Genomic DNA, 26,490 nt, shown 5'->3' with positions numbered 1-26,490 from the left:
TACCCCGGCAAAACAATTAACAGATTAAAGCCTTATTAAGGCAGCGTAAAGCAATTAGCTCACGTATTGTAAATATGCCCCATATAGCAGCAACATCTACCATCAATTTCCCCTATAAAATAGAGCAGCAGGCCGTAAAAGCGCAGGCTCATGCGCTATTCTCGGCCAACTTTCCGCAAACCGACAGGCTCATCTTCGCTTTTGATAATACGGAGATAGTTACCCGCAATTTTTGCAAACCGCTGGATTGGTACGCCATGCCCACCACTTTTGAGGAGAGAAATAATGACTATCAGCAAATAACGCTGGAATATGCTATCAAAGCTATTGAGGATTGTATTGCCAAAGCGGCATTAGCCAAAGAAGACATTACGGATATTCTGTTTGTTACTACAACAGGATTGGCTACACCAAGCATGGATGCTTTAATAGTAAATGCCATGCGATTGAATCCGCACATTAACCGTACGCCCATTTGGGGCCTGGGTTGCGGTGGCGGGGTATCAGGTATGGCTAAGGCTAATACCATCGCTATAGCCAATCCAAATGCTGTAGTGCTGCTGGTGGCTGTGGAGCTGTGCTCGCTTACCTTAATTAAAAGCGACTACAGTAAAAGCAATTTTATAGGCTCAAGCCTGTTTTCAGACGGCGTGGCGGCTTGCATTGTCAAGGGCGACAACTATACAACATCTGCACACAAAGTAGCTTACATGGGAGCAAGCAGCAAATTATATTATGATTCGTTAGATGTGATGGGCTGGGAATTTAAGGATACCGGTTTTAAAGTATTATTCTCTAAGGATATCCCTACATTTATACACGAGAACGTTAAGCAGGATATAAGAGAATTTCTGCAAAAACATGATCTGCAACTAAGCGATATCAAGAATTTTATTTTTCACCCGGGTGGTAAAAAGGTTTTAGATGCTTATGCCGATGCCTTGCAGGTAGAAGGCGACTTTTTACAAAAAACCCGCGAGGTAATGAATGATAACGGCAATATGTCCAGCGCCACAGTATTATATGTGCTGGATAAATTTATTACCGAGGGCTTTGAAGATGGCTACGGTTTAATGATGGCCATGGGGCCGGGCTTTTCGAGCGAGATGGTACTTTTAAAGCTTTCTAACAACTAATCAATGTATTTCTGGATCTTCCTTGCCTTCCTTATCACCCAACGCCTGTCTGAGTTGTACATAGCCCGCCAAAACGAGAAATGGCTGTTGCAGCAAGGCGCCGTGCAATACGGCCAAAGCCACTACCCTTTTATGGTGGGTATGCATACGTTGTTCATCGTATCGTTAATAGTTGAATACAATGTTAGGGATAACACCCCCTTCAGTTATTATTTCCTGCTGGCCTTCATTGCGGTACTTTCCTTTAAGTTTTGGGCGCTATCCTCATTAGGAAAGTATTGGAACACCAGGATCTACCGTGTGCCGGGCGTTTACCCGGTAAAAAAAGGGCCCTATAAAATATTTAAGCATCCTAACTATATGGAAGTGGTTTTAGAGATAGCCATAATTCCGCTGGTATTTAACCTGTATTACACTGCTATAATATTCTCAATACTCAACGCGGCAATGCTGTATGTAAGGATAAGTGTGGAGAATAAGGTTTGGGCGGATGAATAAATTACCCCATTGTCATTCTGAGCGATAGCGAAGTCTTGTACAACCTACAGGCCGAGCGCCCGGCTAGCCAAGCGTATAAGATTCTTCGCTATCGCTCAGAATGACAACCAAATTCTAAATCAAAAAACAAATCCGAAATCGAACATCCGAAATCCGAAATCAAAAAGTTACTTCTTCACCATTTTAAAATGCTGTATACCTGCCTCTTCAAATTGCGGCCCTGTTTTTTCAAAGCCCGATTTTGCGTATAAGGGCATAGCATCTATTTGCGCATTGAGGTAAATATAGTCTGCATCTGCCGGCAGATCATTCAGTGCTGTGGTCACCATCACATGCGCCACACCTTGCCCCCGGTATTGCTTCAGCACCGCAAAGCGCTCCAGTTTATAACCTTGTTCTGTTTTACGCCAGCGGCAGGCACCGGCAGGCTCTCCGTCTACCGTTGCTAAAAAATGGTGCGACTCTTCTTCATGCTCCCATTCCAACTCAGGCGGGCAGTGTTGTTCAACTACAAATACCTCGCGGCGTATCGCAAACACGGTTTCAAGCGTCTGCGGATTATTTACCTTGCTTACTTTTATTTCTAACGGCTTTGGCATCAACGTAATGTTTCTTGGTCATGTGTCCGGTTAGTTTCAGGTTATGGTTTTCTTCTGCCGCGTCTATTGAGTGGGTGCACAAAATATCGTCCTCTTCCTCCGCCAGATCAGACAACTGCTCATAAAACTTATGTAAACGATCAAGTTCTTCCTCTGTCAAATCTTCAATATCCACCATCCGGTTGCTGGCTCCCGCGTGCGATGCCAACAGTTCATTCAACTTTAAATGTATCGCCTTTGAATCTTTATTCTGCGTTTTCTGGATCAAAAACACCATTAAAAAAGTAACAATGGTTGTTCCCGTATTTATTATTAGCTGCCAGGTATCAGAATAATTAAAAACAGGGCCTGTAACCAGCCAAACTATAATTATGCCTATAGCCATTATAAAAGCTGTTGAGCTACCGGTTGCATTGGTGGCCCAATTGGCAAACCTTTCAAATAAATTCTTTTTCTTTTTAGCCATATATTGCTGATTGCTATGGTTAAAACTAAAAAAAAGCGCCGATGTTTTACACCGGCGCTTTTATATACTTTGTGGCTGCTACTACAGTTTATCTGTAGCGTTAATGCAATTCAGATCCTCAAAAGCGGCGGTTAACCTTTTAACAAAGGTTTCCTCTGCCTTACGCAACCAAACACGCGGATCATAATATTTTTTGTTTGGTGAATCTTCGCCTTCAGGGTTACCAATCTGGCCTTGCAGGTAACCTTCTTTTGATTTATAGTAATCTTTAATGCCTTCCCAAAATGCCCACTGCAAATCGGTATCAATATTCATTTTAATTGCGCCATAGCTTATCGCCTCGCGAATTTCTTCCTGACTTGAGCCTGAGCCACCGTGGAATACAAAGTTGATAGGTTTTTCTTCCGTTAAACCAAATTTCTTCTTCACGTACTCCTGCGAGTTATGCAATATAACCGGCTGCAATTTTACATTACCCGGTTTGTACACACCGTGTACGTTACCAAAAGCTGCCGCAACGGTAAAACGCGGACTAACCTTTAAAAGATGCTCATATGAATAGGAAACTTCTTCAGGCTGTGTATATAAACGTGAGCTATCAACGTCAGAGTTATCAACGCCGTCTTCCTCGCCGCCGGTAACACCTAATTCAATCTCCAACGTCATGCCCATTTTGGCCATGCGCTCTAAATATTTGGCAGAGATCTCAATGTTTTCTTCAATAGGCTCTTCAGAAAGATCAAGCATATGCGATGAGAACAAAGGCTTTCCGGTTTCTGCAAAAAATTTCTCCCCGTGCTCTAACAGGCCGTCTATCCACGGTAGCAATTTTTTAGCAGCGTGGTCTGTATGCAAAATAACAGCAATACCATAATGCTCTGCTAATAAATGCACGTGTTTTGCAGCAGATACACCGCCCAAAATGCAGGCCTGCAATTTTGAGTTATCTAATGATTTACCGGCGTAAAACTGCGCGCCACCATTTGATAACTGTATAATAACAGGTGAATTAACCGCCTTAGCAGTTTCCATTACCGCGTTAATGGTGTTAGTGCCGGTAACATTTACAGCAGGTAAAGCAAACTGATGTTTCTTTGCCGCTTCAAACAGCTCCTGCACCTGATCGCCGTGCAGTACGCCTTTATAATCTTTTAAGCTCATTATATCTAATTAAAGCCCGAAGTTAGCATTTTGAGGCGAAAAATAAGGTTTAAGTGCAACATTTTAACGCTTTAACATGTTACATACCAAAAAACGAAGCTTGTTGGTTTATAACAGTGCAAGTCTAAAATTTTTCGTTTCTTTGCATCAATTTGAAAGAGTTAGAAACAGATATGAGTTGGTTTAAACGAGAATCAAAAGGGATAATTACTACTACTGATCAAAAAAAAGAGGCACCTGACGGAATATGGAACAAGTGCCCTCAATGTAAAAAACCCCTTCACTATTCTGAGCAGGTTGAAAATCAATACGTTTGCCATTACTGCGGATACCATCTGCGTATTGGTTCAAAGGAATATTTTTCGGTTCTGTTTGATAATAACGAGTTTACTGAGCTCTTTGCTGACATGACTTCCGGCGATCCGCTACAGTTCACTGATTCAAAAAAATACACTGACAGGCTAAGCGAAACCCAGTTTAAAACCGGATTGAAAGATGCTATACGCGCAGGCGTTGGCAAAATAAACGGACAGGAACTGGTTATTGCTTGTATGGACTTCAATTTTATAGGCGGCTCAATGGGTTCTGTAGTAGGCGAAAAGATTGCCCGCTCTATTGATCATTGTATTGCCAACAAAATTCCTTTTCTGATGATCTCCAAATCTGGCGGTGCGCGTATGATGGAGGCAGCTTTCTCGCTAATGCAGATGGCTAAAACATCAGCAAAACTTGCGTTATTGGGCCAGGCTAAAATACCGTTCATATCATTATTGACAGATCCGACCACGGGTGGTGTTACAGCATCATACGCAATGCTGGGCGATATTAATATTGCCGAGCCGGGCGCTTTAATTGGCTTTGCCGGACCACGTGTTATTAAAGAAACTATTAAGAAAGATCTGCCTAAAGGTTTCCAAACTGCCGAATTTGTGCAGGAACACGGCTTTTTAGATTTTATTGTAGACCGCCGCGAAATGAAGGAAGAGTTAGGCGCGTTTTTAAAAATGATGCGGAACTAAACTTCGTTAAAATATAAAAAGCAAAGGGCTTACCGTTTGGTAAGCCCTTTGCTTTTATACTTATTTTTATTGATGTTAGTTAGATGTTACGCCTGGCGTAGCGTGGTCTATATACGGCATGTCCTTAATATAAACCGGCTTTTTACCTTCATTATGTAATGCTGCTGGTTGCGATGGATAATCTGTTACATCATCATTAATCGGATCATCTTCCGTTACATCGCTATCATCCTCGTCATAGTCAACTTCCGGATCTTCATCATCTTCAAAGTCGTCCTCGTCGGCATCCATAAGTTCGTTATCGTCGTCATCAGACTCCTCTGCGTTATCTCTTGAAAGATCGTCGGCATCGTAGGCGTTATCACTGTTTACATAGTCTGATGGTTCATCATCATAATTATCCGGGTCGTACCCGAATTTGTTTTCTTCCAAAATCATAGGTGTATGTTTTTATGGTAAGTGCTACTGTTTACAAACTTTCTGTACCGGGCTCATGGCCCACCATTCTGCCGGTGCTGCGGTTATGGTGCTGGGGCTGAAAGTCGGCCCTTGCAGGTCCTTCAGCCGGAAATTCGTGTTCATTAGGTGGTGTTACATCGTTTTGTTCACTAAAAGATGTATTGCTACCTGAATCTTGTTGCTGTTGCTCTCTTTGAGGGCTATATCCTGAACCTTCCTGTTCTGATTGTTTTCTTTCAGGAGTTTCATCTGGGCGGTTACCGTTTCCGGAATTTTGATTTTCGATATTCATAGGTTTATTATTTTAATTACAAATTAATAAACCATAACCATGCCAATATGCTAACGGGTTGTAGATAAATAAAGGAAACCGGAGGATTATTAGGCGAAGAGTTCGCGAAGTTTTTGCACTACAAAATCAACCTCTTGCTTAGTGTTATACTTTGAGAAAGAGAACCTTACAGACGGCCTTGAGTCGCTTGCGCCGATAGCTGTAAGCACGTGAGAGCCTATATCTGTGCCCGAGCTGCAGGCACTACCGCCTGATACAGAAATACCGGCTATGTCCAGCTTAAACAGCAGCATATCTGCAATGTCTGTTTCTGGGAACGATACGTTTAGCACAGTATACAGGCTTTTATCCGCAGCTATCTCGCCATTAAATTGGATATCCGGAACGTTGGCTTGCAGTTGCGCTATCATATAGGTTTTCAAGCCCTGAATATGGTCGCGGTGTTTATCCATGTCAGCATAGGCCAGCTCAAGCGCTTTTGCTAAACCCGCTATGCCGTAAACATTTTCGGTACCGCCACGCATATTTCGCTCCTGCGCGCCGCCGTATATAAGCGGGCTTATTTTTATTTTATGGTTAATGTATAAGAAGCCAACACCTTTAGGGCCATGAAACTTATGTGCCGCGCAGGTTAAAAAATGCACTTTTAACTGGTTTAGCACATGCGGATAATGCGCCATGGTTTGTACCGTATCGCAATGAAAAACAGCACTATACTGCTCGCACAGATTACCTACCCGTTCAATATCAGTAAGTGTCCCTATCTCGTTATTAGCTTGCATTAACGACACAAAACTGCGGTCATTATTTTTAAGCAGTTCCTCCAAATGTTCATAGCTGATGTTACCTTTTTCGTCAATATCAACAAAGCTCAGTTTAATAACACCGGTTTTTTCCATGGCCTCCAGCGTATGCACAACAGCGTGATGCTCTGCCTGCGTGGTAATTGCATGCTTAATGTTATTGTCAATAATACCACAGCGGATGGCCATGTTATCAGCTTCCGTTCCGCTGCCGGTAAAAAATATCTCGGCAGGTGATGTATGTAGTAAAGCAGCAACTGTTTTACGCGCTTTTTCCACCAGCGTACGCCCCTCGCGCCCATGCGCATGTATAGACGATGGATTACCAAAATGACTTTCCATTACACCGCACATCACCTTGATAACCTCAGGATCAAGCGGAGTAGTAGCAGCATTGTCTAAGTATACGCGCATTTTTTAATGAGTGAATTAGTGATTGAGTGAATTAGCGATTAATTTGATTTGCGTGTTGGTTAATTAATGATCTGATGGTATCTTATTTTTTATTTTCGCTTACTGTTTTTCGGGCTGAAGCGGCAACTTTTAATATTTCGTTTCCTTCACCCATTAATCTTTCTATTTTTTCAGAAGCTATTATGTTCGCTTCAATCATTACTTCCATCCAAAAAACGCTCTCATCTGCCTCTTCAACAACGATAGAAATTTTTGAATGAAATTCAGCCTGTGATCTCGAACGGCAAGCAGCGCGGTAATTTGATCCTACAGAAGATGATGATCGCAGTAATTGTCTGCCAACTATCTTAGCTTCCTCGGTTTTAGGCAATGATTGATATAAGTGAATATTATCAACAACAAATTTTTTAGTACGCTCACGAAACTTTTCCGCAAACTCATTTTTACTAATCTTTTCCATACCTCAATTTATCAAAATTCAGGCAATTATAATTATCAATCACTAATTCACTAACTCATTCATTAACTAACTCACTCAATCACTAATTCACTCAATCACTCATTAACTAAGTTGTAGTATCTCCTTTATATCCGCAATTATCTTATTCGCCAAACCATTAGCTGCCGTTTCAGATTCGCTTTCTGAGTAGATACGGATAATAGGCTCGGTGTTTGAACGGCGCAGGTGTACCCATTGCTTATCAAACTCTATTTTCAGTCCGTCAATGGTGCTGTAGGGTTGATTTTTATAACGTTCTTCTACCTTTAATAACAAGGCATCAATATCCATTTCGGGTGTAAGTGTTATTTTATTTTTTGAGATAAAATAATTGGGGTATGATTTGCGCAACAACGAAACCTGCTTGCCAAATTTTGCCAAATGGGTTAAAAATAAGGCAATCCCGGCTAGAGCATCGCGGCCATAATGCAATTCGGGATAGATCACCCCGCCGTTACCTTCGCCGCCTATCACCGCGTTCACTTCCTTCATTTTATTTACAACGTTCACCTCTCCTACAGCCGCCGCGTGGTACTCGCCGCCTGCCTGTTCAGTAACATCGCGTAAAGCGCGGGTTGATGAAAGGTTAGATACCGTATTGCCTTTTGTATTCTTTAAAACATAATCGGCAACCGCTACCAGCGTATACTCTTCGCCAAACATATTGCCGTCTTCGCAAACAAAACAAAGGCGGTCAACATCCGGATCAACCGCTATACCCAGATCAGCATTTTTTGCTAACACTTCTTTAGATAAGGCAGTAAGATTCTCGGGCAGCGGCTCAGGGTTATGCGGAAACTCGCCATCAGGCTCGCAAAACAATTTATGCACGGTTTTAACACCAAGCGCCTGCAATAACGCCGGAACAAAAATACCGCCGGTAGAATTTACGCAATCTATCACCACCTTAAAGTTGGCACCGGCAATAGCGCCAACATCAACCAATGGCAGGGCCAGTATCTGGTCAATATGTTTTTGCAGATAGCTGTCATCGTAAGTTACCTTACCTAAAGCGTTTACCTCGGCATAGTCAAAATCGCTGCTTTCGGCTATGTCAAGAAGTTCTTTACCATCAGTATCACTTATAAACTCGCCTTTGGCATTTAAAAGCTTTAAAGCGTTCCACTGTTTAGGGTTATGGCTGGCAGTTAATATAATGCCGCCACCTGCCTGCTCTAAAGGTACTGCAACCTCTACGGTTGGCGTTGTAGAAAGGCCAATATCAACCACATCAATACCTAAGCCCATTAAGGTGCCTGTTACCAGGTTATTCACCATACTGCCGGATATGCGTGCATCGCGGCCGACAACTATTTTTTTTGCGCCTCCGTTTTTTATTATCCAAGCACCATACGCCGATGTAAATTTTACTATATCAAGAGGTGTTAAACCATCACCGGCCGCGCCGCCTATGGTACCCCGTATACCCGAAATTGATTTTATAAGTGTCAAAGTTCAAAAAATAAAGTGGTGCAAAAATAGGATTTTTTATTGTCTGAACTAAGATTTATAGTCTGCATCGGTTAAAGGGATCCTATAAGGCAGCTTATAAAATCCTAAAATCCTCCTATCCTATAAATCTTAGTTTATATTTGCCGTAGATGCCAGATTACCTGCTACATCTTGATCAGCAATTATTCCATTTCATTAACCACGATATGGGTAATTGGTTTTTTGATTTATTGATGCCCGTTTTGCGCGATAGGCGTGTGTGGATACCCCTTTACATTTTCATTTTTGTTTTTTGCCTTTGGCGATATAAAAAGCGGGGCCTTATTATTATAGTGCTGCTGGCCTTAGCGGCCGGATTGGCCGATTTTGGCAGCGCAACCATTATTAAGTCTTTATTTAAACGGGTACGCCCCTGTAATACTCCTGCTTTAGATGCTACCATAATTGAGCGTGTAGACTGCGGACCCGGATACAGCTTCCCGTCCAGCCATGCTGCCGACCATTTTGCAGTAGCCGTATTGCTAAGCATTATTTTTTACAAGAGGTATAAATGGGTATTACCCGCAAGTTTATTATGGGCGGCATCTATCAGCTTTGCGCAGGTGTATGTTGGTGTGCATTATCCTATTGATGTTACCGTGGGTGCCATTTATGGCAGCCTGGTAGGGTGGTTGTTTGGGTGGATATATAAAAAGTACTGCCACCGCTACGTCTCATCCCACCCCTAAAATTGTCCTTATCCCCCATTAAGGATTGAAACATAGCAGCATAAATTTGTTATATATAAAAATGCTTAACTATGGAAACAATCCAATTAGAAAAGGACATCAAAGTAATGTGCGTTACCGCCACATCTTTTCCTGCCGGGATAATGGCCGCGCATCAAAAGATGCACTCGCTTACACCACATTCAACTGAACGGAAATATTTTGGCCTTTCGCGCCCTGAAAGCGGTAACGGTGAAATTATTTACAAAGCCGCAGCTGAACAACTTGAGCCCGGAGAAGCCGAAAAATTAAACCTGGAAACCATCGACATAAAAAAGGGCAATTATGTTAGCGTAACGCTACATAATTTCATGGATGATCCTTCAGCCATCGGAGCAACATTTCAACAAATGATAGCCCGTCCTGATATTGACCCACAAGGTTACTGCGTGGAATGGTATTTGACCGATAAAGACGTTCAGTGCATGGTACGGTTGCAGGATTGATATTTATTTTAATTTTATTGTCCGGTTTAACATAGCCCGTTTGATAAGTGAGTATAATCGAATTATACACTAACATTTAAAAACAGAACAATGAAAGAGTACATGCTTATTTTCAGACACCAGGACGGAGGCAAAATCGCGTCGCCGGAACAAATGCAGATTTGGATGCAGCAAACTATGGACTGGCTTAACGGCCTTAAAGCAACAGGTAACTTTGAAGGCAAGGGCGACGGCCTTATTTTTGACGACGCGCTTGTTGTTCATCACGACAAAACAGTAACCAACGGCCCTTTTGGCGAAATAAAAGAAACACTGGGCGGTTATGTGGTAGTAAAGGCAAACTCTGCACAAGAGGCTGCCGAATGCGCAAAAGGCTGCCCGGTTTTACAAGGCGAGGGTAATACGGTAGAGGTGCGTCGTTTGGCGAAGGGCGATGGCGTACATTCCTAAAAACAAAGGCCCGCGTGATACCCGGGCTTCATAAAAAATGCAACAGCAGGAGATCATCCCCCATTTGTTCAGGACCGAGTACCGCAAAATAGTATCTGTATTATACAGGCGTTTCGGTTTTGAACAAATGGAAACTGCTGAAGACATTGCCAGCGACACCTTTGCAACCGCCACCCAAAACTGGCCCGTTAACGGCATTCCACCCAACCCCGTTGCCTGGCTATACGCTGTAGCCAAAAACAAGGCAAAAACGGCATTGCAGCGCAGTAATTTATTTGATAGCAAAATATCGCCGCACCTGCAAAGAGAAAGCCAGATTTTTGAGGACGAAATAGACCTGTCACCGCAAAATATTAACGACAGTCAGTTGCAGATGATATTCGCCATCTGTCACCCGGCTATTCCTGCCGAGGCACAGGTTGGCCTGGCTTTACGTATTCTTTGCGGCTTTGGCATTGATGAAATTGCCGACGCTTTTTTATCAAACAAAGAAACTATAGGCAAGCGCCTGTATAGGGCCAAAGAAAAACTAAGAGCAGAAAACATTAAGATTGAAATACCGTCGGCAACGCAAATAGATGCCCGGCTTGAAAATGTGCTTTTAACTATTTACCTGTTATTTAACGAAGGTTATTACTCGTTAAATAACAACGCAGTTGTAAACAAAGATATTTGCTTTGAAGCTATCCGCTTGTGCTCAATGTTAGCTGAAAGCCCCAATACTAACAAGCCTGTTGTTAATGCACTGCTTGCTTTAATGTACTTTCATGCTTCGCGACTTGATGCCCGCGTTAACCGGCAAGGAGCCCATATTTTGTATGATGAACAGGATACCGATTTATGGGACAGTGAAATGATAAGCACCGGCGCTATGTATCTGCATCGCGCTGCAAATGGCAACAATTTATCAAAATATCACCTGGAAGCTATGATTGCCTGGTGGCGCACGCAAAAAACAGACACTATAGAAAAATGGGAGGCCGTGCTTGGGCTTTATAATAAACTGCTGATGGTGGCCTATTCGCCGGTGGCGGCCTTGAACCGCGCCTACGTACTTTCAAAAACCGCCGGTAAGGCACACGCCATTGCAGAAGCTGAAAAATTAAACATGCAAAACAACCTGTTCTACCAAATGTTAATGGCCTATTTATACACAGATATAGATACCAAACAGGCGCTGTTTAGCTACCAGCAGGCTTTAAAAATTGCCAAAACAGATGCAGATAAAACGCTTATCAATAACAATATAAACTACTTGTTATCAAAAGTTTAAATAGCTACTATTTCCTTTTCGGTGTCTCCTTTAAAAAACCTTTGCCGCATTCAAAAAAACCTCTACTTTTGTTGAGCCTAAAAACAGCAAATGCCAGCAAAGGAAGCCACCGAATCCCTGTTCAATAAAATTGAAACTTACGGACACAAGAAAATTGTGTTTTGCAGCGACCCGGATACCGGTTTGAAAGCCATCATAGCCGTTCATGACACTACATTGGGCCCCGCTTTAGGCGGCACACGTATGTGGGCCTATAAAACGGAGGATGACGCGCTGGATGATGTACTAAGGCTGTCTAAAAACATAACTTACAAAGCTGCCATATCAGGCCTCAACCTGGGTGGTGGCAGTGCGGTGATAATAGGCGATTCGCGCCGCGATAAAACCGAGGCTTTGCTACGCAAGTTTGGCCGTTTCATAAAAAATTTGAATGGCGAATTCATAACAGCAGAAGATGTGGGCACCAACCCGCGCGATATGGCATATATCCGCATGGAAACCCAGCATGTAACCGGCCTGCCCGAAACAATGGGCGGCAGCGGCGACCCTACCCCTATAGCGGCAATGGGTGTGTATATGGGTATCAAGGCATCGGTTAAGGAACTTTTTGGCACCGATAACCTTACCGGAAAATCGGTAATAGTTCAAGGCATAGGCCACGTTGGCGAAAACCTGGTAAAACTACTTCGCGACGAAAACGTTAAGGTGTATGTGAGTGATATTAATGACGAGCGCACCGGCTTTGTATCAAAAAAATATGGCGCGCAGGCGGTTTCAAACAACAGTATATTTGATATAGATGCAGACATCTATTCGCCCTGTGCGTTAGGTGCTACCGTAAACTCGCAAACCATTAAAAAGTTAAAATGTGCCATAATTGCCGGCTCGGCTAATAACCAGCTGGAAGATGAAGCCGTGCACGGGCAAATGTTATTGGAGAAAGGTATACTATTTGCCCCTGATTACGTTATTAGTGCCGGCGGCGTTATTAATTGCTACTCAGAGTTGATGGGCTTTAGTAAAAAACATTCATTACAGCTTACCGAAAACATTTACGAAGCCACGCGCAACGTATTAAAACTTTCAAAAGCAGAGAATATACCAACTATACAGGCAGCCAATAAAATAGTAAGTAAGCGCTTAGCCGATATAAATAAAGTAAAATCATCCTATTAAAATAAATAATAAACAGGATTCGTCCTAAAATCGTTCTTACAGTATGTTAAACAGAAGACACCTACGGGTAAAAGTATTACAGGCATTATACGCGTACCATCAAACGGGAGCAAATAGTGTAAGTCAGCATGAAAAAAATCTACTCCAAAATGTTGACAAGGTATACGAAATGTATATCTGGATGCTATCGCTAATAACAGAAGTTATTGAATATGCTACAAGGGATGCCGAAGAGCGCGCGCACAAACATTTACCCACCGCCGATGATTTGAATGCCAATTTAAAAATCCTGAGCAATCGCTTTTACACCTCGCTTATACAGAATAAAGAATACCTGGCTGGTATTAAAAAATACAAAGTAGAATGGAATTTTGATCCCGAGTTGGTTAAAGGCCTTTTTAAGGCTTTGAAAGCGGCGCCCGAGTATGAAGAATATCTGCAAAAAAGCGGCGATACCATTCAAACCGATAAGGACATTATCAAATTCATCTTTAAAAAGGTAATACTTAAATCAACATTAGCTGAACAGGTTTTTGAAGAAAAGTTTATTTTTTGGCCGGTTGATAAGGAAGTTTTACAGGCGCTGATTGCCAAAACCTTTAAAAACTTTTCTTTTGACGAACCTGCTAAAAATAAATTAGCAGAAACAACAGGCAATTGGGACGAGGACCGGGAGTTTATTGTAAACCTGTTGCAGGCTACTATTAAACATGATAAAGACTACCAGGAAATGATAGGCGTTAAAACGCAAAACTGGGAGCCTGAACGTATTGCCATGATGGACACTTTATTGATGAAGATGGCCATTTCTGAATTTCTGAACTTTAACTCTATACCTGTTAAAGTTACTATTAACGAGTACCTTGAAATTTCGAAGGAGTTTAGCACACCAAAAAGTAATTCATTTATAAATGGTATTTTAGACAAAATTTTAATTGAATTAAAAGAAGATAAAAAAATACGTAAAACAGGCAGAGGGCTTATTGAATAATATGAAAAAGCTTTTTTTAATATTACTTGCTGCAGGCACTTTATCGGCTTGCAACAATTCAGGGAAAAGCGCTGAAGGTGCGACAGCTGACACAAACGCTGCCGCTACAGCTAAAGCTGACCCGGCAATTATTAAATTTAACGAGGAGAGCCACGACTTTGGCAAAATAACCGAAGGTGAAAAGGTAACCTACAGCTTTAAATTTTATAACGGCAGCATGCAGCCATTAATTATAACTAATGCGGTGGCATCATGCGGTTGCACTACGCCTAACTGGCCAAAAACACCGGTATTGCCCGGTAAGGAGGGTGTAATTTCGGTTACATTTAACAGCGCAGGCAAACAAGGCTTACAAGACAAACAAATTACAGTAACAGCTAATACCGACCCTGCGCAAAGTGTAGTGCATTTAATAGGCGAAGTGTTGCCAAAAAAATAAATTTTAAACAATGACAACAACTATTTTATTACAAGCGGGTGGGTTTGGCTTACAGCAATTATTACCGTTAGGATTAATTATCCTGGTGATGTATTTTTTTATGATACGCCCGCAAATGAAGAAGCAAAAGGATCAGAAAAAATTTGCTGACGAGTTAAAAAAAGGCGATAAAGTTATAACTACTGCTGGTTTACACGGCCGCATTGCCGAAGTAAACGACACAACCATAGTAATTGATACTGAGCTGGGCAGCAAACTACGTTTTGATAAATCTGCAATATCGCTTGATGCATCAAAACCGTTAAATACACCGGCTAAATAGAGGTAAAAGGCTTAAGGTGAAAGGTAAAAGGCTTAAATTAATTAAGACCTGAATACAAGAGTAAAAGTTGCTTTTTATCATTAGAAAATAAAGTATTATAAGATAGGGCGAAAGGCGAAAAGGCAAAACCTTTTACCTTTCGCCTTTTACCTTTTTTACCTTAAAAAATGGCAATAATAAAACTATCGGCAACAGAGCGCAGGCGCATCTCCGTTTTTTTAACCTGCCTTGTGCTGGCTGTTTGTGCCTGGCTGGTGGTAGCTTTTTCAAGCACCTATTCTTACACCACAAAAAAGATCATCCGGTATAAAAATGTTCCTCTTAAGCGCTCCTTTCATTCGCTGCAGTCAGATACAATTGAAGCAGTTGTAACAGGTACCGGCTGGCAGATGCTTTTCGCAAGGGTTAAAGAAAAAAGTGCCCCTATCACGGTTGATCTGCAATCGCTTGACCAGCGGCCTTATGTAACATTAAGCAGCCAGCTACAGAGCATCAACGCCGAAATGCCGCGTAACAATCCTATCAAATCTTTTAATCCGGATACGCTGTATTTCGACTTCTCTAACCGCAGCATACGCCGCATACCCGTTAAGCTGTTAAGCGATATAAACTATCAGAAGCAATTTTCGCAGTCAGACAATATCATCATCCAGCCATCATACGTTACAGTGAGCGGCCCCAGTGGCGAAATAGATGCTATGAGGGCATGGCCTACTGATTCGTTAAAAGCTAAAGATGTTGATGAAACTATAAATGCGGCAATTAACCTTAAGCCGCCTGCCGAGGGCAATATCACTGTCTATCCAAAAATTGTGCAGATAAAAGTGCCTGTAAATGAGTTTACAGAGAAAACGATACAGATCCCGGTAAAGATCATCAACAACACTTATTATTATAACATCAAAGTGGTGCCGCAACGCATTAAGGTTACCTTTACCACATCGCTTGACAGGTATGCAGATATAGATCCGGACCTGTTTGAGGCGCAGGCAGATTTGGATTATTGGAAAAAATATGGCTACAGCACACTCCCGGTTAAAATTATCAGGGTGCCCGATTTTTGCAAAATAGTGCGCATTGAACCGCGCAACATAGACTTTATTGTAAAGAAATAATGTTAAAAATTGGCATAACAGGCAATATAGGCAGTGGCAAAAGCACCGTGGCGCGTGTGTTTGAAATTTTAGGCATTCCTGTTTTTTATGCTGATGCAGAAGCAAAAAAGGTAATGACCTATGACGAGTTACTTATAGACGGGATAAAAAAAGCCTTTGGCGATAATGCTTATCTTCCGGACGGAACCCTCAACAGAAAATATATTGCAGATATAGTGTTTAATAGCGAAGTGGAGCTGAAAAACCTTAACGCGCTTGTTCACCCTGCCGTGTTCCGGGCTTTTAATGAATGGTCAACGGCCTTTGCCAATGAGCCTTACGTTATAAAAGAAGCCGCGGTGTTGTTTGAAAGCGGCTCCTACAAATTTTGCGATAAAACTGTTTTGGTTGCCGCACCCATAGAAATGAGACTAAAAAGAGTGATGGATCGCGACCACATAAGTCGCGCGGAGGTAGAAGCACGCGAAGCCAGGCAGTTTACCGAAGAAAGAAAAAAAGAACTGGCCGATTATCTCCTCTATAATGACGACACCCAATTGTTAATTCCGCAAATATTGGAGCTGCATCGTCAGTTTTTACAGTTGGTATAGATGATAGCAGACGACTTTGTTTTTATTAATGCAAACGGCCTGTATTGTAAATATGGCGATTTTTACCTTGATCCTTCGCTGCCCGTAAAAAACGCGGTGATATCCCACGCTCATGCCGACCACGCCATAAGCGGAAATACAGAAGTTTATTGCACTGCCCCTACCCGCGCCTTTATGGAGCTGCGCTACAGCCGCTATGCCGCTAAGATTTTTAACATAGTGCCTTACCATACATCATTCAATGTAAACGGCGTGCAGCTCACATTTATATCCGCAGGGCACATGCTGGGCTCTGCTATGGTGTTGATGGAATACAACGGCGCTAAATACCTTTATACCGGCGACTATAAACTGCAACCCGACGCAACGTGCGAACCAATTGAGCTGGGAGCAGCTGACGTACTAATAACAGAAAGCACTTTTGCCGATCCGAAAGTTATTCACCCCGACCCTGTTGCCGAAATACAAAAGCTAAATAGCATACAAAGCAATATTCTATTGGGTGCTTATGCTACAGGCAAAAGTCAACGGCTGATAAGGATGATAACCGACCACGCGCCACAAAAAAAGATCCTGGTGCACCATCGCATACTGCCTATAAATAAAATATACGAAGCCGCCGGCATAGCGTTGGGCAATTACCAACTGTATGGGCGTAAATTGATGAAAGCGCAGGATAACTTTGTTTACATTGTACCCCCTTTTACTTTTAACAGCTATATACGTGCAACTGATGTAAAGCGACTGTTCGCGTCGGGTTGGGACAATCTGCAGGTTAACCGGGAGGACTCGCTGTTTATATCAGATCATGTTGACTGGAACGATATACTAACGGCGGTAAAGCAGGTTAACCCCAAACAAATATGGACGCTGCACGGCAACGGAAAACACTTGCAAACTTATTTTGGTGACAATATTTTTGTTAAATTGCTCAACTGATCTGGTAGCTGCTTTTAGTTTTGGCAAGTACTTGTTGTATTTTAATACGCAACTACCTGATAAAGTGATAGAAAACATAAACATATTTGTATTGCCCAAGTTAATAAGCCTATGCGGATAGACGACGAAATTAAGAGTTCAAACTTTGAAGACAACTACCATAAAGTAGTTGTTAACATAGCCTATACCGAAGGATGGCTTAATAATACCCTGCGTTGCCACTTTGAAAAATACAATTTAACCAACCAGCAATTTAATATTCTGCGCATACTACGCGGTCAATACCCCAAACCGGCAACTGTAAATTTGCTTAAGGAACGTATGCTGGATAAGATGAGTGATGCATCGCGCATTGTTGACAGGCTGATACAAAAAGAGCTGATAACCCGCTGCACCAACAATAAAGACCGCCGTGCTGTTGATATCCGCATAAGCGAAAAGGGATTAGAGACCCTGGCTAAGATGGATGCGGAATTTAAAACCAAAGACTTTCTGAAAGACAACCTTACGTCTGAAGAAGCGGGTGTATTGAGCGATCTGCTTGATAAATTAAGGGGATAAGGCGTTCTGATCATCGTTGGTCGCGTTTCAGCAGTATTAAAATCGCCGCGTTATTGTAACCTTAGTAAGGGAAACAAACGCTTAGCTTGAAAAATCAATTGTATTAATCTACTTTTGACTAACGGACATCCGCCGGCGCGCGGACCTTCCGACTTTATGAGAGATCTTTCCTACTTAAATAAATTCTTTTACAAATACCGCTGGAGGCTTATTCCGGGCGTATTATTTGTTATTATCTCTAATATTTTTGGCGTACTGCCCGCGCAGGTTGTTCGCGTGGCATTTGATCTGGTTAACGAAAACATAAGCACCTATCAATTATTCTCGGGCTTTAACAGGCAAAATATTATTTACGATATTTTTGGCGCAAGTCTGTTGCTGTTTGGTGCGTTGGTGCTTGTTTTAGCTATAATAAGGGGTTTGTTTCTTTTCTTTATGCGGCAAACCATCATACTCATGTCGCGGCATATAGAGTACGATCTGAAGAATGAGATATACGATCACTACCAGGCGCTGTCTCTCGCATTTTACCGCAGGCATAACACCGGCGACCTGATGAACCGTGCTACCGAAGATGTTAGCAGGGTGCGTATGTACCTGGGCCCGGGCATTATGTACACCATTAACACGGTGGTGTTGTTTGTTTTGGTGATATATGCCATGTTAAGCGTAAACGTGCGTCTGGCTATATTTTCTGTTTTGCCCCTACCCATACTGGCAGTTATAATATATTATGTAAATAATATTATCAATTTCCGCAGCGAAAAAATACAGGAGCGCTTGTCGTCACTATCCAGCTTTGTGCAGGAAAATTTTTCGGGCATCCGTATCATGAAATCATATGTGCGCGAAGCTTCTGTACGCGAAAAGTTCGCTACCGAGAGCGATCACTATAAAACCCATTCCATGTCGTTGGTTAGGGTACAAGCCATGTTTTACCCCATTATGCTGCTGCTGGTGGGTTTGAGCAACGTTATTATTATATACATAGGCGGCGTAGAGGTAATGAAGGGGAACATCACCCCCGGTAATATTGCCGAGTTTATAGTTTATCTTAGTCAGCTTACCTTCCCGGTAATGGCGTTGGGCTGGGTAACTTCATTAATACAGCGTGCCGCTGCTTCGCAAAAACGCATTAACGAATTTTTAAGTGAAAAGCCCGAGATAGTGTCGGTTATTACTACGCCGCATAAACTGGAAGGTGCTATTGAGTTTAAAGATGTGACGTTCACCTACCCGGATACCGGCATACAGGCGCTTAAAAATGTATCTTTCACCGCGCTGCCCGGAGAAATGGTGGCTATTATTGGCCGCACGGGATCGGGCAAATCAACCATAGCCAATTTAATGTTGCGCATGTATGATAGTACGCAGGGCGAGATCCTGATAGATGGAAAATCTGTCAGACAGCTTAATTTAACTGATTATCGCCACCAGGTGGGCTACGTTCCGCAAGAGGTGTTTTTGTTTTCTGATACCATTGCCAATAACATTGCCTTTAGCGCCGATACCCCTGATATGCCTGCCATTGAACAGGCTGCGAAAGACGCCGCAGTTTTTAATAACATTATTGGTTTGGAGCATGGCTTTGAAACACTTATTGGCGAACGTGGCGTTACGCTTTCGGGCGGGCAAAAACAGCGTGTGTCAATAGCGCGGGCAATAGCTAAGTATCCGCAGGTGCTAATATTTGATGATTGCCTGTCGGCAGTGGATACCCGTACCGAGGAGGAGATACTTAATAACCTGGGGCGCATTATGCAGGGAAAAACCAATATTATTATAGCGCACCGTATATCAACCATTAAAAATGCTGATAAAATACTGGTTATGGATAATGGCCAAATAATAGAACAGGGCACCCACGAACACCTTTTAAGCCTGCAGGGAACGTATTTTGAGCTGTACGAAAAACAATTGCTTGAAGAAGAAGAGCCGGAAAGCCTTAATTAGTAGTTTTTTACACAGTTTTGCTTAATTGTTTTATAAATTTTCAATATTATTTGAATTAATACTTGCAGATTGAAAATTTATTTATATTTATGCCAATCAAACTAAATTACAACACATTTTTAACATGGGAGATTTCGACAACAGAGAGCGCGAAGAGGTTTTTTCAAAGAAGGTAAGAGCGGGGAAAAGGACTTATTTTTTTGATGTAAAGGCAACACGGTCAAATGATTATTACATAACCATTACTGAAAGCAAAAAACGATTGGAAGACGGAGTATTTATTAAACATAAAATATTTTTGTACAAAGAAGATTTTGAAAAGTTTATTGAAGGCCTGAACGGAACCATTGACTACATAAAAGACCACCAGGAAGTTGTTGAGAAACGCTATGAATTTAGCGACGCTCCGGAGACCGCGAAAGCGTCTGCAGACGAAGATTTCTCTTTTGATAATTTATAAAGACCAATCACGCTAAACCAATTATAATCTAATGGAGAACCTGCCCGGTAAACGGACAGGTTTTTTTGTTTTACCAGCTATTTCACCAACAAATTATGCATGGTTAGCACCGCTATGCTAAAGTAAATAACCAGCCCTGTTACGTCAACCAGGGTGGCTACGAAGGGGGCAGATGATGTGGCAGGGTCGGCACCCAGTTTTTTCAATAAAAGTGGCAGCATTGAACCCATTAACGATCCCCATAAAACTACCCCTACCAAAGAAAATCCTATCGTTATGGCTATCAATGTGGAGTGTGGCCCGTAAATATCGCTCAACTCACTTCGGATGATCACCTGTAAAAAACCAATTATTCCCAGCGTTATACCTAACATAAGGCCGGATAGAATTTCGCGTCGCATTACGCGCCACCAATCGGCTATAGTAACCTCTCCTAATGCCATGGCCTGTATAATAAGCGTTGATGCCTGCGACCCGCTGTTACCACCGCTGGAGATAATTAAAGGGATAAACAACGCCAGTACTACCGCCTTTTCAATTTCTTTTTGAAAGAAACCCATCGCCGTAGCCGTAAGCATCTCGCCTAAAAACAATATGATAAGCCAGCCTACACGTTTTTTAACCAGCTTTAATAATGATATATCCAAGTAAGGCTCATCCAGCGCTTCGGTACCACCAATTTTTTGAATGTCTTCGGTATATTCTTCGTTGGCTATCCATAAAATATCATCAACTGTAACAATACCCAGCAGCACGTCATCATCATCAGTAACAGGTAGTGCCACGCGGTTATTCATCCTGAAAACATTTATGGCTTCTTCCTGCGGATCAGAAGCATGCAGCGCTATCAATCGCCCATCCATTAGCTGGCTTACTTTGGTTGATGGATCGGCCAATAATATCTCACGGATCCTTATATCATCCAATAAAACACCTTTATCACCAATCACATAGATCACATCAATCGTCTCAGATAATTTACCGTATTGGCGAATGTGCTCCAACACACGACTAACCGTCCAGCTTTTTTTAACGGTGATATAGTCAGGCGTCATCAAGCGGCCAACGCTATATTCGTCGTAGCCTAAAAGGGATAGCGCCTCCTTACGGTCGGCAGCAGAAAGGTGCAGTATCAGCTTTTTAACGGCATCGCCATGCAGTTCAGAGAAAAACGCGGTACGGTCATCGGGGGGCAGATCTGTTACTATTTCGGCTATCCTATCGCCGGAAAGTTTTTTAAAGATCCGCTCCTGCGTAGGGAAATCCAGTATCCTGAAAACATTTACTGCCCTGTTGAGGGTAAGCGTTTCAATAAATTTAGGGCCATGTTCCGGAAGCTCATCTATTAGTTCTTCAACGTCAGATATATTGAGGTTGTTAAGGTAATCGCGCAGTTTTTCGTCGTTATTTTCCTCCAGCAATAATTCAATTTGCTCAACCATTTCTTCCATAATACACCTGTTTTTACATCGGTTTTACTGCATTAAAAAATCTGCCACAAAAGTCGTTTATTTTTTCAAAAAACAAGGTGGTATTTTCTGTTATCTTTGCGCCTTTTAAGAGATACAAGAATCAAGAAGCAGGAGTCAAGACCTTTCTTGTTTCTTGACTCTTGCTTCTTGACTCTAATAAAAAACAAATGGGATTACAATGTGGTATAGTGGGTTTGCCAAATGTGGGTAAATCAACACTTTTTAACTGTTTATCAAATGCAAAGGCACAGGCGGCTAACTTTCCGTTTTGTACTATAGAGCCTAACGTGGGCGTAATTACCGTGCCCGATGAGCGGCTGGTTAAGCTAACCGAAATTGTTAACCCCAAAAGCATAGTGCCTAACGTTATTGAGATTGTTGACATTGCGGGCCTTGTTAAAGGTGCCAGCAAAGGCGAAGGTTTAGGCAACCAGTTTTTAGGCAATATACGCGCTACCAACGCCATTTTGCATGTACTGCGCTGCTTTGATAACGACAATGTAATACACGTTGACGGTAGCGTTGACCCCATACGCGATAAAGAAATTATTGATACCGAGCTGCAACTGAAGGACCTGGATTCTATAGAGAAAAAGATCCAAAAAGTGGAGAAGATGGCTAAAACCGGTGGCGACAAAGAGGCTAAAAAAACCTTTGAGGTGCTAACCGTTTACCGGGAGCATTTGTTAAGCGGCAAATCTGCCCGTACCGCGCCCGTTGCCGACGAAGATAAAGAATACATTGCCGACCTGTGGTTATTAACCGCCAAACCGGTACTTTATGTATGTAATGTTGATGAGGCTGCTGTTAAAACCGGCAATGCTTATGTTGACCGCGTTAAAGAGGCTGTTAAAAACGAGAACGCAGGCGTATTGGTAATATCGGCTCAAATTGAAGCTGAAATTGCAGAGTTGGAATCGTTTGAAGAGCGCCAGATGTTTTTGGATGATCTGGGATTGGAAGAATCGGGCGTTAATAAACTGATAAAGGCGGCTTACAAACTGCTTAACCTGGCCACCTATTTTACCGCGGGTGTGCAGGAAGTACGCGCGTGGACCATTACAGAAGGCTTTACCGCGCCACAGGCCGCAGGTGTTATCCATACAGATTTTGAGAAAGGCTTTATACGCGCCGAGGTTATTAAATACGACGAGTTTGTAAAACATAACGGGGTAGAGAGCGCGATAAAAGAGGCAGGCAAATTAAACATTGAGGGTAAAACCTACATTGTGCAGGATGGCGACATTATGCACTTTAGGTTTAACGTGTAGTTTTTGATTTCGGATGTCGGATGTTCGATTTCGGATTTATTCGGATTTCGGATTTCGGATGTTCGATTTCGAATTTATTCGGATTTCAGGGTTTGTGGTTATTTTTCTAAAAACTCGTTGTCATTTCGAAAGAGCAGCGGGAATGAAAGCGCGGCAGGGCGACTGAGAAATCTTTTCGAAGCGATAAAGCATGTAGCTATTCGAAAAGATTTCTCCTTACTCCACCACTCAACCCCTCGCTGTTCGTCGAAATGACAAGATGGTGTAAGGCAAGTTACTTAAGCTCCACCAACTCTTTTGATCTGCGTTTCTCCTCCGGTATCTCCATAAATTTGCGGTAGCTGACGCTGATATACTCGGTAATGTTAAAATTCTTGTCGTAAAAGGTATTTACATCAGGCATATATAATATTACAAAGTTTTTAAGTTCCTGCCCCTGAAAGGGTAAATACTTGCCAAGCGTGGTAGCGTTAAAAACCCTGGCTATCTGCTCCTGTTTTTTATAGATCTCTAATTTTTTTTCCGTTGTCTTTTTGCCGCCGCCGAACAGGTCGCCGAGGCTCATTTTAAGCCCGCCTATGGGATTGCCGGCTTTGTCTGTTTGATAGCGTACTACCTTGCTGCCCAAAGGGCCCATTAACGCAGGCATGGCAAACGCGCCGGGCGGGAACTCCAGTTCTTTCACCTTTACCTCACCCAACATATTTTCCTGGGGTATAAGATATACCGTTAAAATATCAAGGTCTTTTAAATAAACGGTATCTGCCCTATAGCCCATGCTTGAAAATCTAAGCAGATCGCCTTTTTTTGCTACTACCGAGAAAGAACCTGCGGCATCGCTACTTGTTGCCGCGCGATTAGTAAGATTTTCGACAGTTACCGCCTCAACGGGTTTATATGTCTTAACCTCTAGCACTTTACCACGTACCCTGCCCTGCGCAAAAGCCGCGGCACAAAATCCGGAAAACAATAACAGCAGTATTAAAAACCTCATTTACGCTACCAATGTAAATCAGATTTTTCAAATACTGCTGTTCATTAACAATTTTTAACGTTTTTACTTAACCATATTGATGCTCTTTAACCAGGTGAGCATATTAGGCATCCATCTATCAGGGGCCCATCCAATTAAGAAGCCGTGCCCGCCTTTTGGGTAAAGGTGCATTTCCGCAGGGACGTTATTTTTCCGCAAAGCTTCGTAATAAAAAATGCTGTTATCAACGTCAACCAATTTATCGTCGCCGGTGTGGGTAATGTAGGTTGGTGGGGTGTTGGCGGTTACTTTTAGCTCGTTTGAATACTCGTCTATCAAGGCTTTACCGGCATCTTTGCCCAATAAGTTGTTGCGTGACTGCATATGAGTGACACCATCCTGCATACTTACAACCGGGTAAACTACAATACAAAAATCAGGACGGAGATTGGTGTTATTAGAATTATCTATATAAGCCTTTTGAAAGTGTGTGGCTACTGTGGTCGCCAAATGGCCTCCGGCCGAGAAGCCTGCTATTCCAACCTTGCTTGCGTCTATCTGCCATTTAGCCGCATTTTCTCTAACCACTTTTATGGCTTGCTGAGCATCCTGCAGCGGACCGATAGTTTTATCAATCATAAAAGCATCGTTAGGCAGGCGGTATTTCAACACAAAAGCAGCAACGCCGTTCTTAGCAAACTCCTTTGCTGTCCGTATGCCTTCACCCTGGTAACTTAACCCTACGTAGCTACCACCGGGAATGACAATTACTGCTGTTCCGTTGCCTTTGCCGGCTTCGGGCAGGTAAATTTCAAGTACCGGGGTAGTAACACGCCTAACCTGCCCGCCACCAAAATTGGTTAGTGTTGTTGGTTTTGAATTAGGAATGGCTCCTGAATATAACTTCAAAGTATCCTGCGCATGCACAGCAGCCGGGCTTAAGAGAGCTGCCAGTAAAAAAGCTTTTAAAAATTTCATAACACGAGTTGGTAAGATCAAATTGGTGTACCAAATTAACACATTTAGCGTAATGAAACAGCAATTTTTGCTAATAATTAAGCTCTGTAGCCGTATACAGGTGTATACACTCAGTTCCATTTGACTGTATACAGTTTAAAATCAAGTAATTGATAATCAATTAATTGAAATTTTAAGTTTTGCAAAATCGATATAAATTTTGCTGAAAAAAGGCCAATTTAGCTACAAAGCGTATACAACTAATGAGAATACCCTATGTGCTGATTGAACGCGTGTTTGGCGAAGAACCCAACGAAACAATAAATTATTTATATTTAATGAGTTAACCGATCTGTCATGTCAACCGAAACTGTCCAGCCCATTCAGGCCATTAATCGTACTGCTATAGTTGATATTTTGCGTGGCTGGGCCATACTTGGCGTTGTTATAGGCAACTATTCTGATTATACATTTATAGGGAAGCCTATAACCGTTAAACCCGACTTAGTTTCTAATATTCTTCAGGGTGTAAACCAGGTTGTATTTGCAGCAAAATCATGGACCATGTTAAGTTTGCTATTCGGCTACGGCTTTGCCGTGGTAATAGCTAAAATGAAACAGCAGGACAAAGACCCGCTGGTGTTTTTTGGCAAACGCATGTTCTGGCTGCTGATTATTGCCTTCATCAACTCGTGTTTTTGGTTTGGCGATATTTTGAAGGACTACGCCTTAATGGGCCTTTTGCTGATACTATTTAGAAATATATCGGCAAAAAAAGCCTTTATTACGGCAGCGGTAATGCTGTTGCTGCTACCGTTTATACAGGCGGGGGTAGCTTTTGCCCTGCCTTATGATTACATGGGCGCGGTTAATAAACACGTGGTGCCAACGCTATACAGCAGTAGTTTGATAGACGTTTTTATATCTCATTTAAAAGGCACTTACTACTTGCAGATAATTTTTCCGCAGTATGCCATATCAGTGCATGTTATGATGTTTGCCTGCATGTTGCTTGGCCTTGCAGCACAACGCGTTGACTTTTTTAACCATATGGATGTTTTTAAAAAGAAAATAAACACCACTTTTTACGTGGCCTGGATAACCATGGCTGTTGTTGCTACATTGATGGGTATGGCAGGCAACGCGCCTGTATTTAACTATTTTAAGCCCCGCTATTGGTTGGTTTTTGCCACCATGACGACCATACTTACCGGCATATGTCTGTTATATCTTAATAAAAAATTAAAAGGTTTTTTTGCAGCACTACAAAACATGGGGCGAATGACGCTTACCAACTACATGGTGCAAAATGTAATTGCCATATTTATATTTATGAATGTGGGCTTAGGTATATTTAATACCATGCCTTATTGGTTTTACTTTACTACGGCAGTGGTTGTTTTTACCTTACAGATATTTATTAGTAAATGGTGGCTAAGTTATTTTAACTACGGCCCCATTGAGTGGGTATGGCGGCAATTAAGTTATGGCAAAAGACTGCCGTTGAAAAAGGGTTGAGTGGCCTCTCCCCAAAAAC

30 protein-coding genes are annotated in these 26,490 nt (G+C 42.2%); 19 read left to right on the top strand and 11 right to left on the bottom strand.

Annotated features, from left to right (window positions below):
- Positions 1-74: 74 nt before the first annotated feature.
- Together ACFQZS_RS14705 and ACFQZS_RS14700 are read left to right on the top strand one after the other, a co-directional pair.
- Positions 75-1,136, top strand: a complete 1,062-nt coding sequence (locus ACFQZS_RS14705; RefSeq protein ID WP_377101527.1) for a type III polyketide synthase — start codon at positions 75-77, stop codon at positions 1,134-1,136.
- 3 nt (positions 1,137-1,139) lie between these two features.
- The gene (locus ACFQZS_RS14700; protein ID WP_377101524.1) at positions 1,140-1,634 is read left to right on the top strand and encodes an isoprenylcysteine carboxyl methyltransferase family protein; all 495 of its coding nucleotides are present in this window, start codon (positions 1,140-1,142) and stop codon (positions 1,632-1,634) included.
- 167 nt (positions 1,635-1,801) lie between these two features.
- Here the strand turns inward: ACFQZS_RS14700 and ACFQZS_RS14695 are convergent, their stop codons facing one another.
- From ACFQZS_RS14695 to fbaA, 3 genes are all read right to left on the bottom strand, one after another.
- On the bottom strand, positions 1,802-2,233 hold the full coding sequence (locus ACFQZS_RS14695; RefSeq protein ID WP_377101522.1) for a GNAT family N-acetyltransferase: 432 nt from the start codon (positions 2,231-2,233) through the stop codon (positions 1,802-1,804).
- Positions 2,193-2,699: a low affinity iron permease family protein gene (locus ACFQZS_RS14690; protein ID WP_377101521.1), complete on the bottom strand. Its 507-nt coding sequence runs from the start codon at positions 2,697-2,699 to the stop codon at positions 2,193-2,195. Before ACFQZS_RS14690 ends, ACFQZS_RS14695 begins: the two co-directional genes overlap by 41 nt.
- Positions 2,700-2,780: 81 nt before the next feature.
- Positions 2,781-3,860: a class II fructose-bisphosphate aldolase gene (gene fbaA / locus ACFQZS_RS14685; protein WP_377101518.1), complete on the bottom strand. Its 1,080-nt coding sequence runs from the start codon at positions 3,858-3,860 to the stop codon at positions 2,781-2,783.
- Positions 3,861-4,033: 173 nt separating this feature from the next.
- Here fbaA and accD point away from each other — a divergent pair, with 173 nt between their 5' ends.
- Positions 4,034-4,879, top strand: coding sequence for an acetyl-CoA carboxylase, carboxyltransferase subunit beta (gene accD, locus ACFQZS_RS14680; RefSeq protein WP_377101515.1), 846 nt, complete (start codon positions 4,034-4,036; stop codon positions 4,877-4,879).
- Between the two features lie 75 nt (positions 4,880-4,954).
- On the opposite strand, the gene ACFQZS_RS14675 is transcribed toward accD, so the two are convergent.
- From ACFQZS_RS14675 to glmM, 5 genes are all read right to left on the bottom strand, one after another.
- Positions 4,955-5,317: a hypothetical protein gene (locus tag ACFQZS_RS14675; protein WP_377101513.1), complete on the bottom strand. Its 363-nt coding sequence runs from the start codon at positions 5,315-5,317 to the stop codon at positions 4,955-4,957.
- A 31-nt stretch (positions 5,318-5,348) separates the two neighbouring features.
- Positions 5,349-5,630, bottom strand: coding sequence for a hypothetical protein (locus ACFQZS_RS14670; protein ID WP_377101510.1), 282 nt, complete (start codon positions 5,628-5,630; stop codon positions 5,349-5,351).
- Between the two features lie 89 nt (positions 5,631-5,719).
- Positions 5,720-6,847, bottom strand: a complete 1,128-nt coding sequence (locus ACFQZS_RS14665; RefSeq protein ID WP_377101508.1) for a cysteine desulfurase family protein — start codon at positions 6,845-6,847, stop codon at positions 5,720-5,722.
- Positions 6,848-6,929: 82 nt separating this feature from the next.
- Positions 6,930-7,307 carry a four helix bundle protein gene (locus ACFQZS_RS14660; RefSeq protein ID WP_377101505.1) on the bottom strand — a complete coding sequence of 126 codons (378 nt, stop codon included), beginning with the start codon at positions 7,305-7,307 and terminating at the stop codon, positions 6,930-6,932.
- A 102-nt stretch (positions 7,308-7,409) separates the two neighbouring features.
- A complete protein-coding gene (gene glmM / locus ACFQZS_RS14655) occupies positions 7,410-8,798 on the bottom strand; it encodes a phosphoglucosamine mutase (protein WP_377101502.1) in 1,389 nt (462 codons plus the stop codon).
- 149 nt (positions 8,799-8,947) lie between these two features.
- On the opposite strand from glmM, the gene ACFQZS_RS14650 reads away from it, so the two are divergent.
- From ACFQZS_RS14650 to ACFQZS_RS14585, 14 genes are all read left to right on the top strand, one after another.
- On the top strand, positions 8,948-9,526 hold the full coding sequence (locus ACFQZS_RS14650; protein ID WP_377101500.1) for a phosphatase PAP2 family protein: 579 nt from the start codon (positions 8,948-8,950) through the stop codon (positions 9,524-9,526).
- 71 nt (positions 9,527-9,597) lie between these two features.
- The gene (locus ACFQZS_RS14645; protein WP_377101498.1) at positions 9,598-10,011 is read left to right on the top strand and encodes a transcriptional regulator; all 414 of its coding nucleotides are present in this window, start codon (positions 9,598-9,600) and stop codon (positions 10,009-10,011) included.
- A gap of 90 nt (positions 10,012-10,101) precedes the next feature.
- Positions 10,102-10,461, top strand: a complete 360-nt coding sequence (locus ACFQZS_RS14640) for a YciI family protein (RefSeq protein ID WP_377101497.1) — start codon at positions 10,102-10,104, stop codon at positions 10,459-10,461.
- 37 nt (positions 10,462-10,498) lie between these two features.
- The gene (locus ACFQZS_RS14635) at positions 10,499-11,734 is read left to right on the top strand and encodes an RNA polymerase sigma factor (protein WP_377101495.1); all 1,236 of its coding nucleotides are present in this window, start codon (positions 10,499-10,501) and stop codon (positions 11,732-11,734) included.
- A 90-nt stretch (positions 11,735-11,824) separates the two neighbouring features.
- Positions 11,825-12,910, top strand: a complete 1,086-nt coding sequence (locus tag ACFQZS_RS14630; protein WP_377101493.1) for a Glu/Leu/Phe/Val family dehydrogenase — start codon at positions 11,825-11,827, stop codon at positions 12,908-12,910.
- Positions 12,911-12,953: 43 nt separating this feature from the next.
- A complete protein-coding gene (gene nusB, locus ACFQZS_RS14625; RefSeq protein ID WP_377101491.1) occupies positions 12,954-13,901 on the top strand; it encodes a transcription antitermination factor NusB in 948 nt (315 codons plus the stop codon).
- A 1-nt stretch (position 13,902) separates the two neighbouring features.
- Entirely contained in the window at positions 13,903-14,340 is a 438-nt protein-coding gene (locus ACFQZS_RS14620; RefSeq protein ID WP_377101489.1) for a DUF1573 domain-containing protein, read from the top strand.
- A gap of 10 nt (positions 14,341-14,350) precedes the next feature.
- Positions 14,351-14,662 carry a preprotein translocase subunit YajC gene (yajC, locus tag ACFQZS_RS14615; protein WP_377101487.1) on the top strand — a complete coding sequence of 104 codons (312 nt, stop codon included), beginning with the start codon at positions 14,351-14,353 and terminating at the stop codon, positions 14,660-14,662.
- A gap of 167 nt (positions 14,663-14,829) precedes the next feature.
- Positions 14,830-15,777: a YbbR-like domain-containing protein gene (locus ACFQZS_RS14610; protein WP_377101486.1), complete on the top strand. Its 948-nt coding sequence runs from the start codon at positions 14,830-14,832 to the stop codon at positions 15,775-15,777.
- Entirely contained in the window at positions 15,777-16,367 is a 591-nt protein-coding gene (gene coaE, locus ACFQZS_RS14605; protein WP_377101484.1) for a dephospho-CoA kinase, read from the top strand. The genes ACFQZS_RS14610 and coaE overlap by 1 nt, the downstream gene beginning before the upstream one ends.
- Positions 16,368-17,306, top strand: a complete 939-nt coding sequence (locus ACFQZS_RS14600) for an MBL fold metallo-hydrolase (protein WP_377101483.1) — start codon at positions 16,368-16,370, stop codon at positions 17,304-17,306. It begins immediately after the preceding gene.
- Between the two features lie 111 nt (positions 17,307-17,417).
- A complete protein-coding gene (locus tag ACFQZS_RS14595; RefSeq protein ID WP_377101481.1) occupies positions 17,418-17,867 on the top strand; it encodes a MarR family winged helix-turn-helix transcriptional regulator in 450 nt (149 codons plus the stop codon).
- A gap of 156 nt (positions 17,868-18,023) precedes the next feature.
- Complete coding sequence (locus ACFQZS_RS14590; protein WP_377101480.1) at positions 18,024-19,820, top strand: ABC transporter ATP-binding protein; 1,797 nt, start codon at positions 18,024-18,026, stop codon at positions 19,818-19,820.
- A gap of 124 nt (positions 19,821-19,944) precedes the next feature.
- Positions 19,945-20,280, top strand: coding sequence for a DUF3276 family protein (locus ACFQZS_RS14585; protein ID WP_377101477.1), 336 nt, complete (start codon positions 19,945-19,947; stop codon positions 20,278-20,280).
- A gap of 77 nt (positions 20,281-20,357) precedes the next feature.
- On the opposite strand, the gene mgtE is transcribed toward ACFQZS_RS14585, so the two are convergent.
- Positions 20,358-21,731 carry a magnesium transporter gene (mgtE, locus tag ACFQZS_RS14580; protein WP_377101475.1) on the bottom strand — a complete coding sequence of 458 codons (1,374 nt, stop codon included), beginning with the start codon at positions 21,729-21,731 and terminating at the stop codon, positions 20,358-20,360.
- Between the two features lie 188 nt (positions 21,732-21,919).
- Between mgtE and ychF the strand changes: the two genes are divergently transcribed.
- Positions 21,920-23,023, top strand: a complete 1,104-nt coding sequence (gene ychF, locus ACFQZS_RS14575; protein ID WP_377101473.1) for a redox-regulated ATPase YchF — start codon at positions 21,920-21,922, stop codon at positions 23,021-23,023.
- A 274-nt stretch (positions 23,024-23,297) separates the two neighbouring features.
- Here ychF and ACFQZS_RS14570 read toward each other — a convergent pair whose 3' ends face one another.
- Both ACFQZS_RS14570 and ACFQZS_RS14565 read right to left on the bottom strand, forming a co-directional pair.
- Positions 23,298-24,017 (bottom strand): hypothetical protein, encoded by a 720-nt coding sequence (locus ACFQZS_RS14570; protein ID WP_377101470.1) that lies wholly within the window; start codon positions 24,015-24,017, stop codon positions 23,298-23,300.
- Between the two features lie 63 nt (positions 24,018-24,080).
- On the bottom strand, positions 24,081-24,974 hold the full coding sequence (locus ACFQZS_RS14565) for an alpha/beta hydrolase (RefSeq protein WP_377101469.1): 894 nt from the start codon (positions 24,972-24,974) through the stop codon (positions 24,081-24,083).
- Between the two features lie 336 nt (positions 24,975-25,310).
- On the opposite strand from ACFQZS_RS14565, the gene ACFQZS_RS14560 reads away from it, so the two are divergent.
- On the top strand, positions 25,311-26,471 hold the full coding sequence (locus tag ACFQZS_RS14560) for a DUF418 domain-containing protein (protein ID WP_377101466.1): 1,161 nt from the start codon (positions 25,311-25,313) through the stop codon (positions 26,469-26,471).
- Positions 26,472-26,490: the final 19 nt, after the last annotated feature.

The sequence above is a fragment of the Mucilaginibacter calamicampi genome (genome assembly GCF_042676765.1).
GTDB classification, from domain to species: domain Bacteria; phylum Bacteroidota; class Bacteroidia; order Sphingobacteriales; family Sphingobacteriaceae; genus Mucilaginibacter; species Mucilaginibacter calamicampi.
Note: the sequence above shows the minus strand (reverse complement) of the source record. Positions and strands in the feature narration are given on the sequence as shown.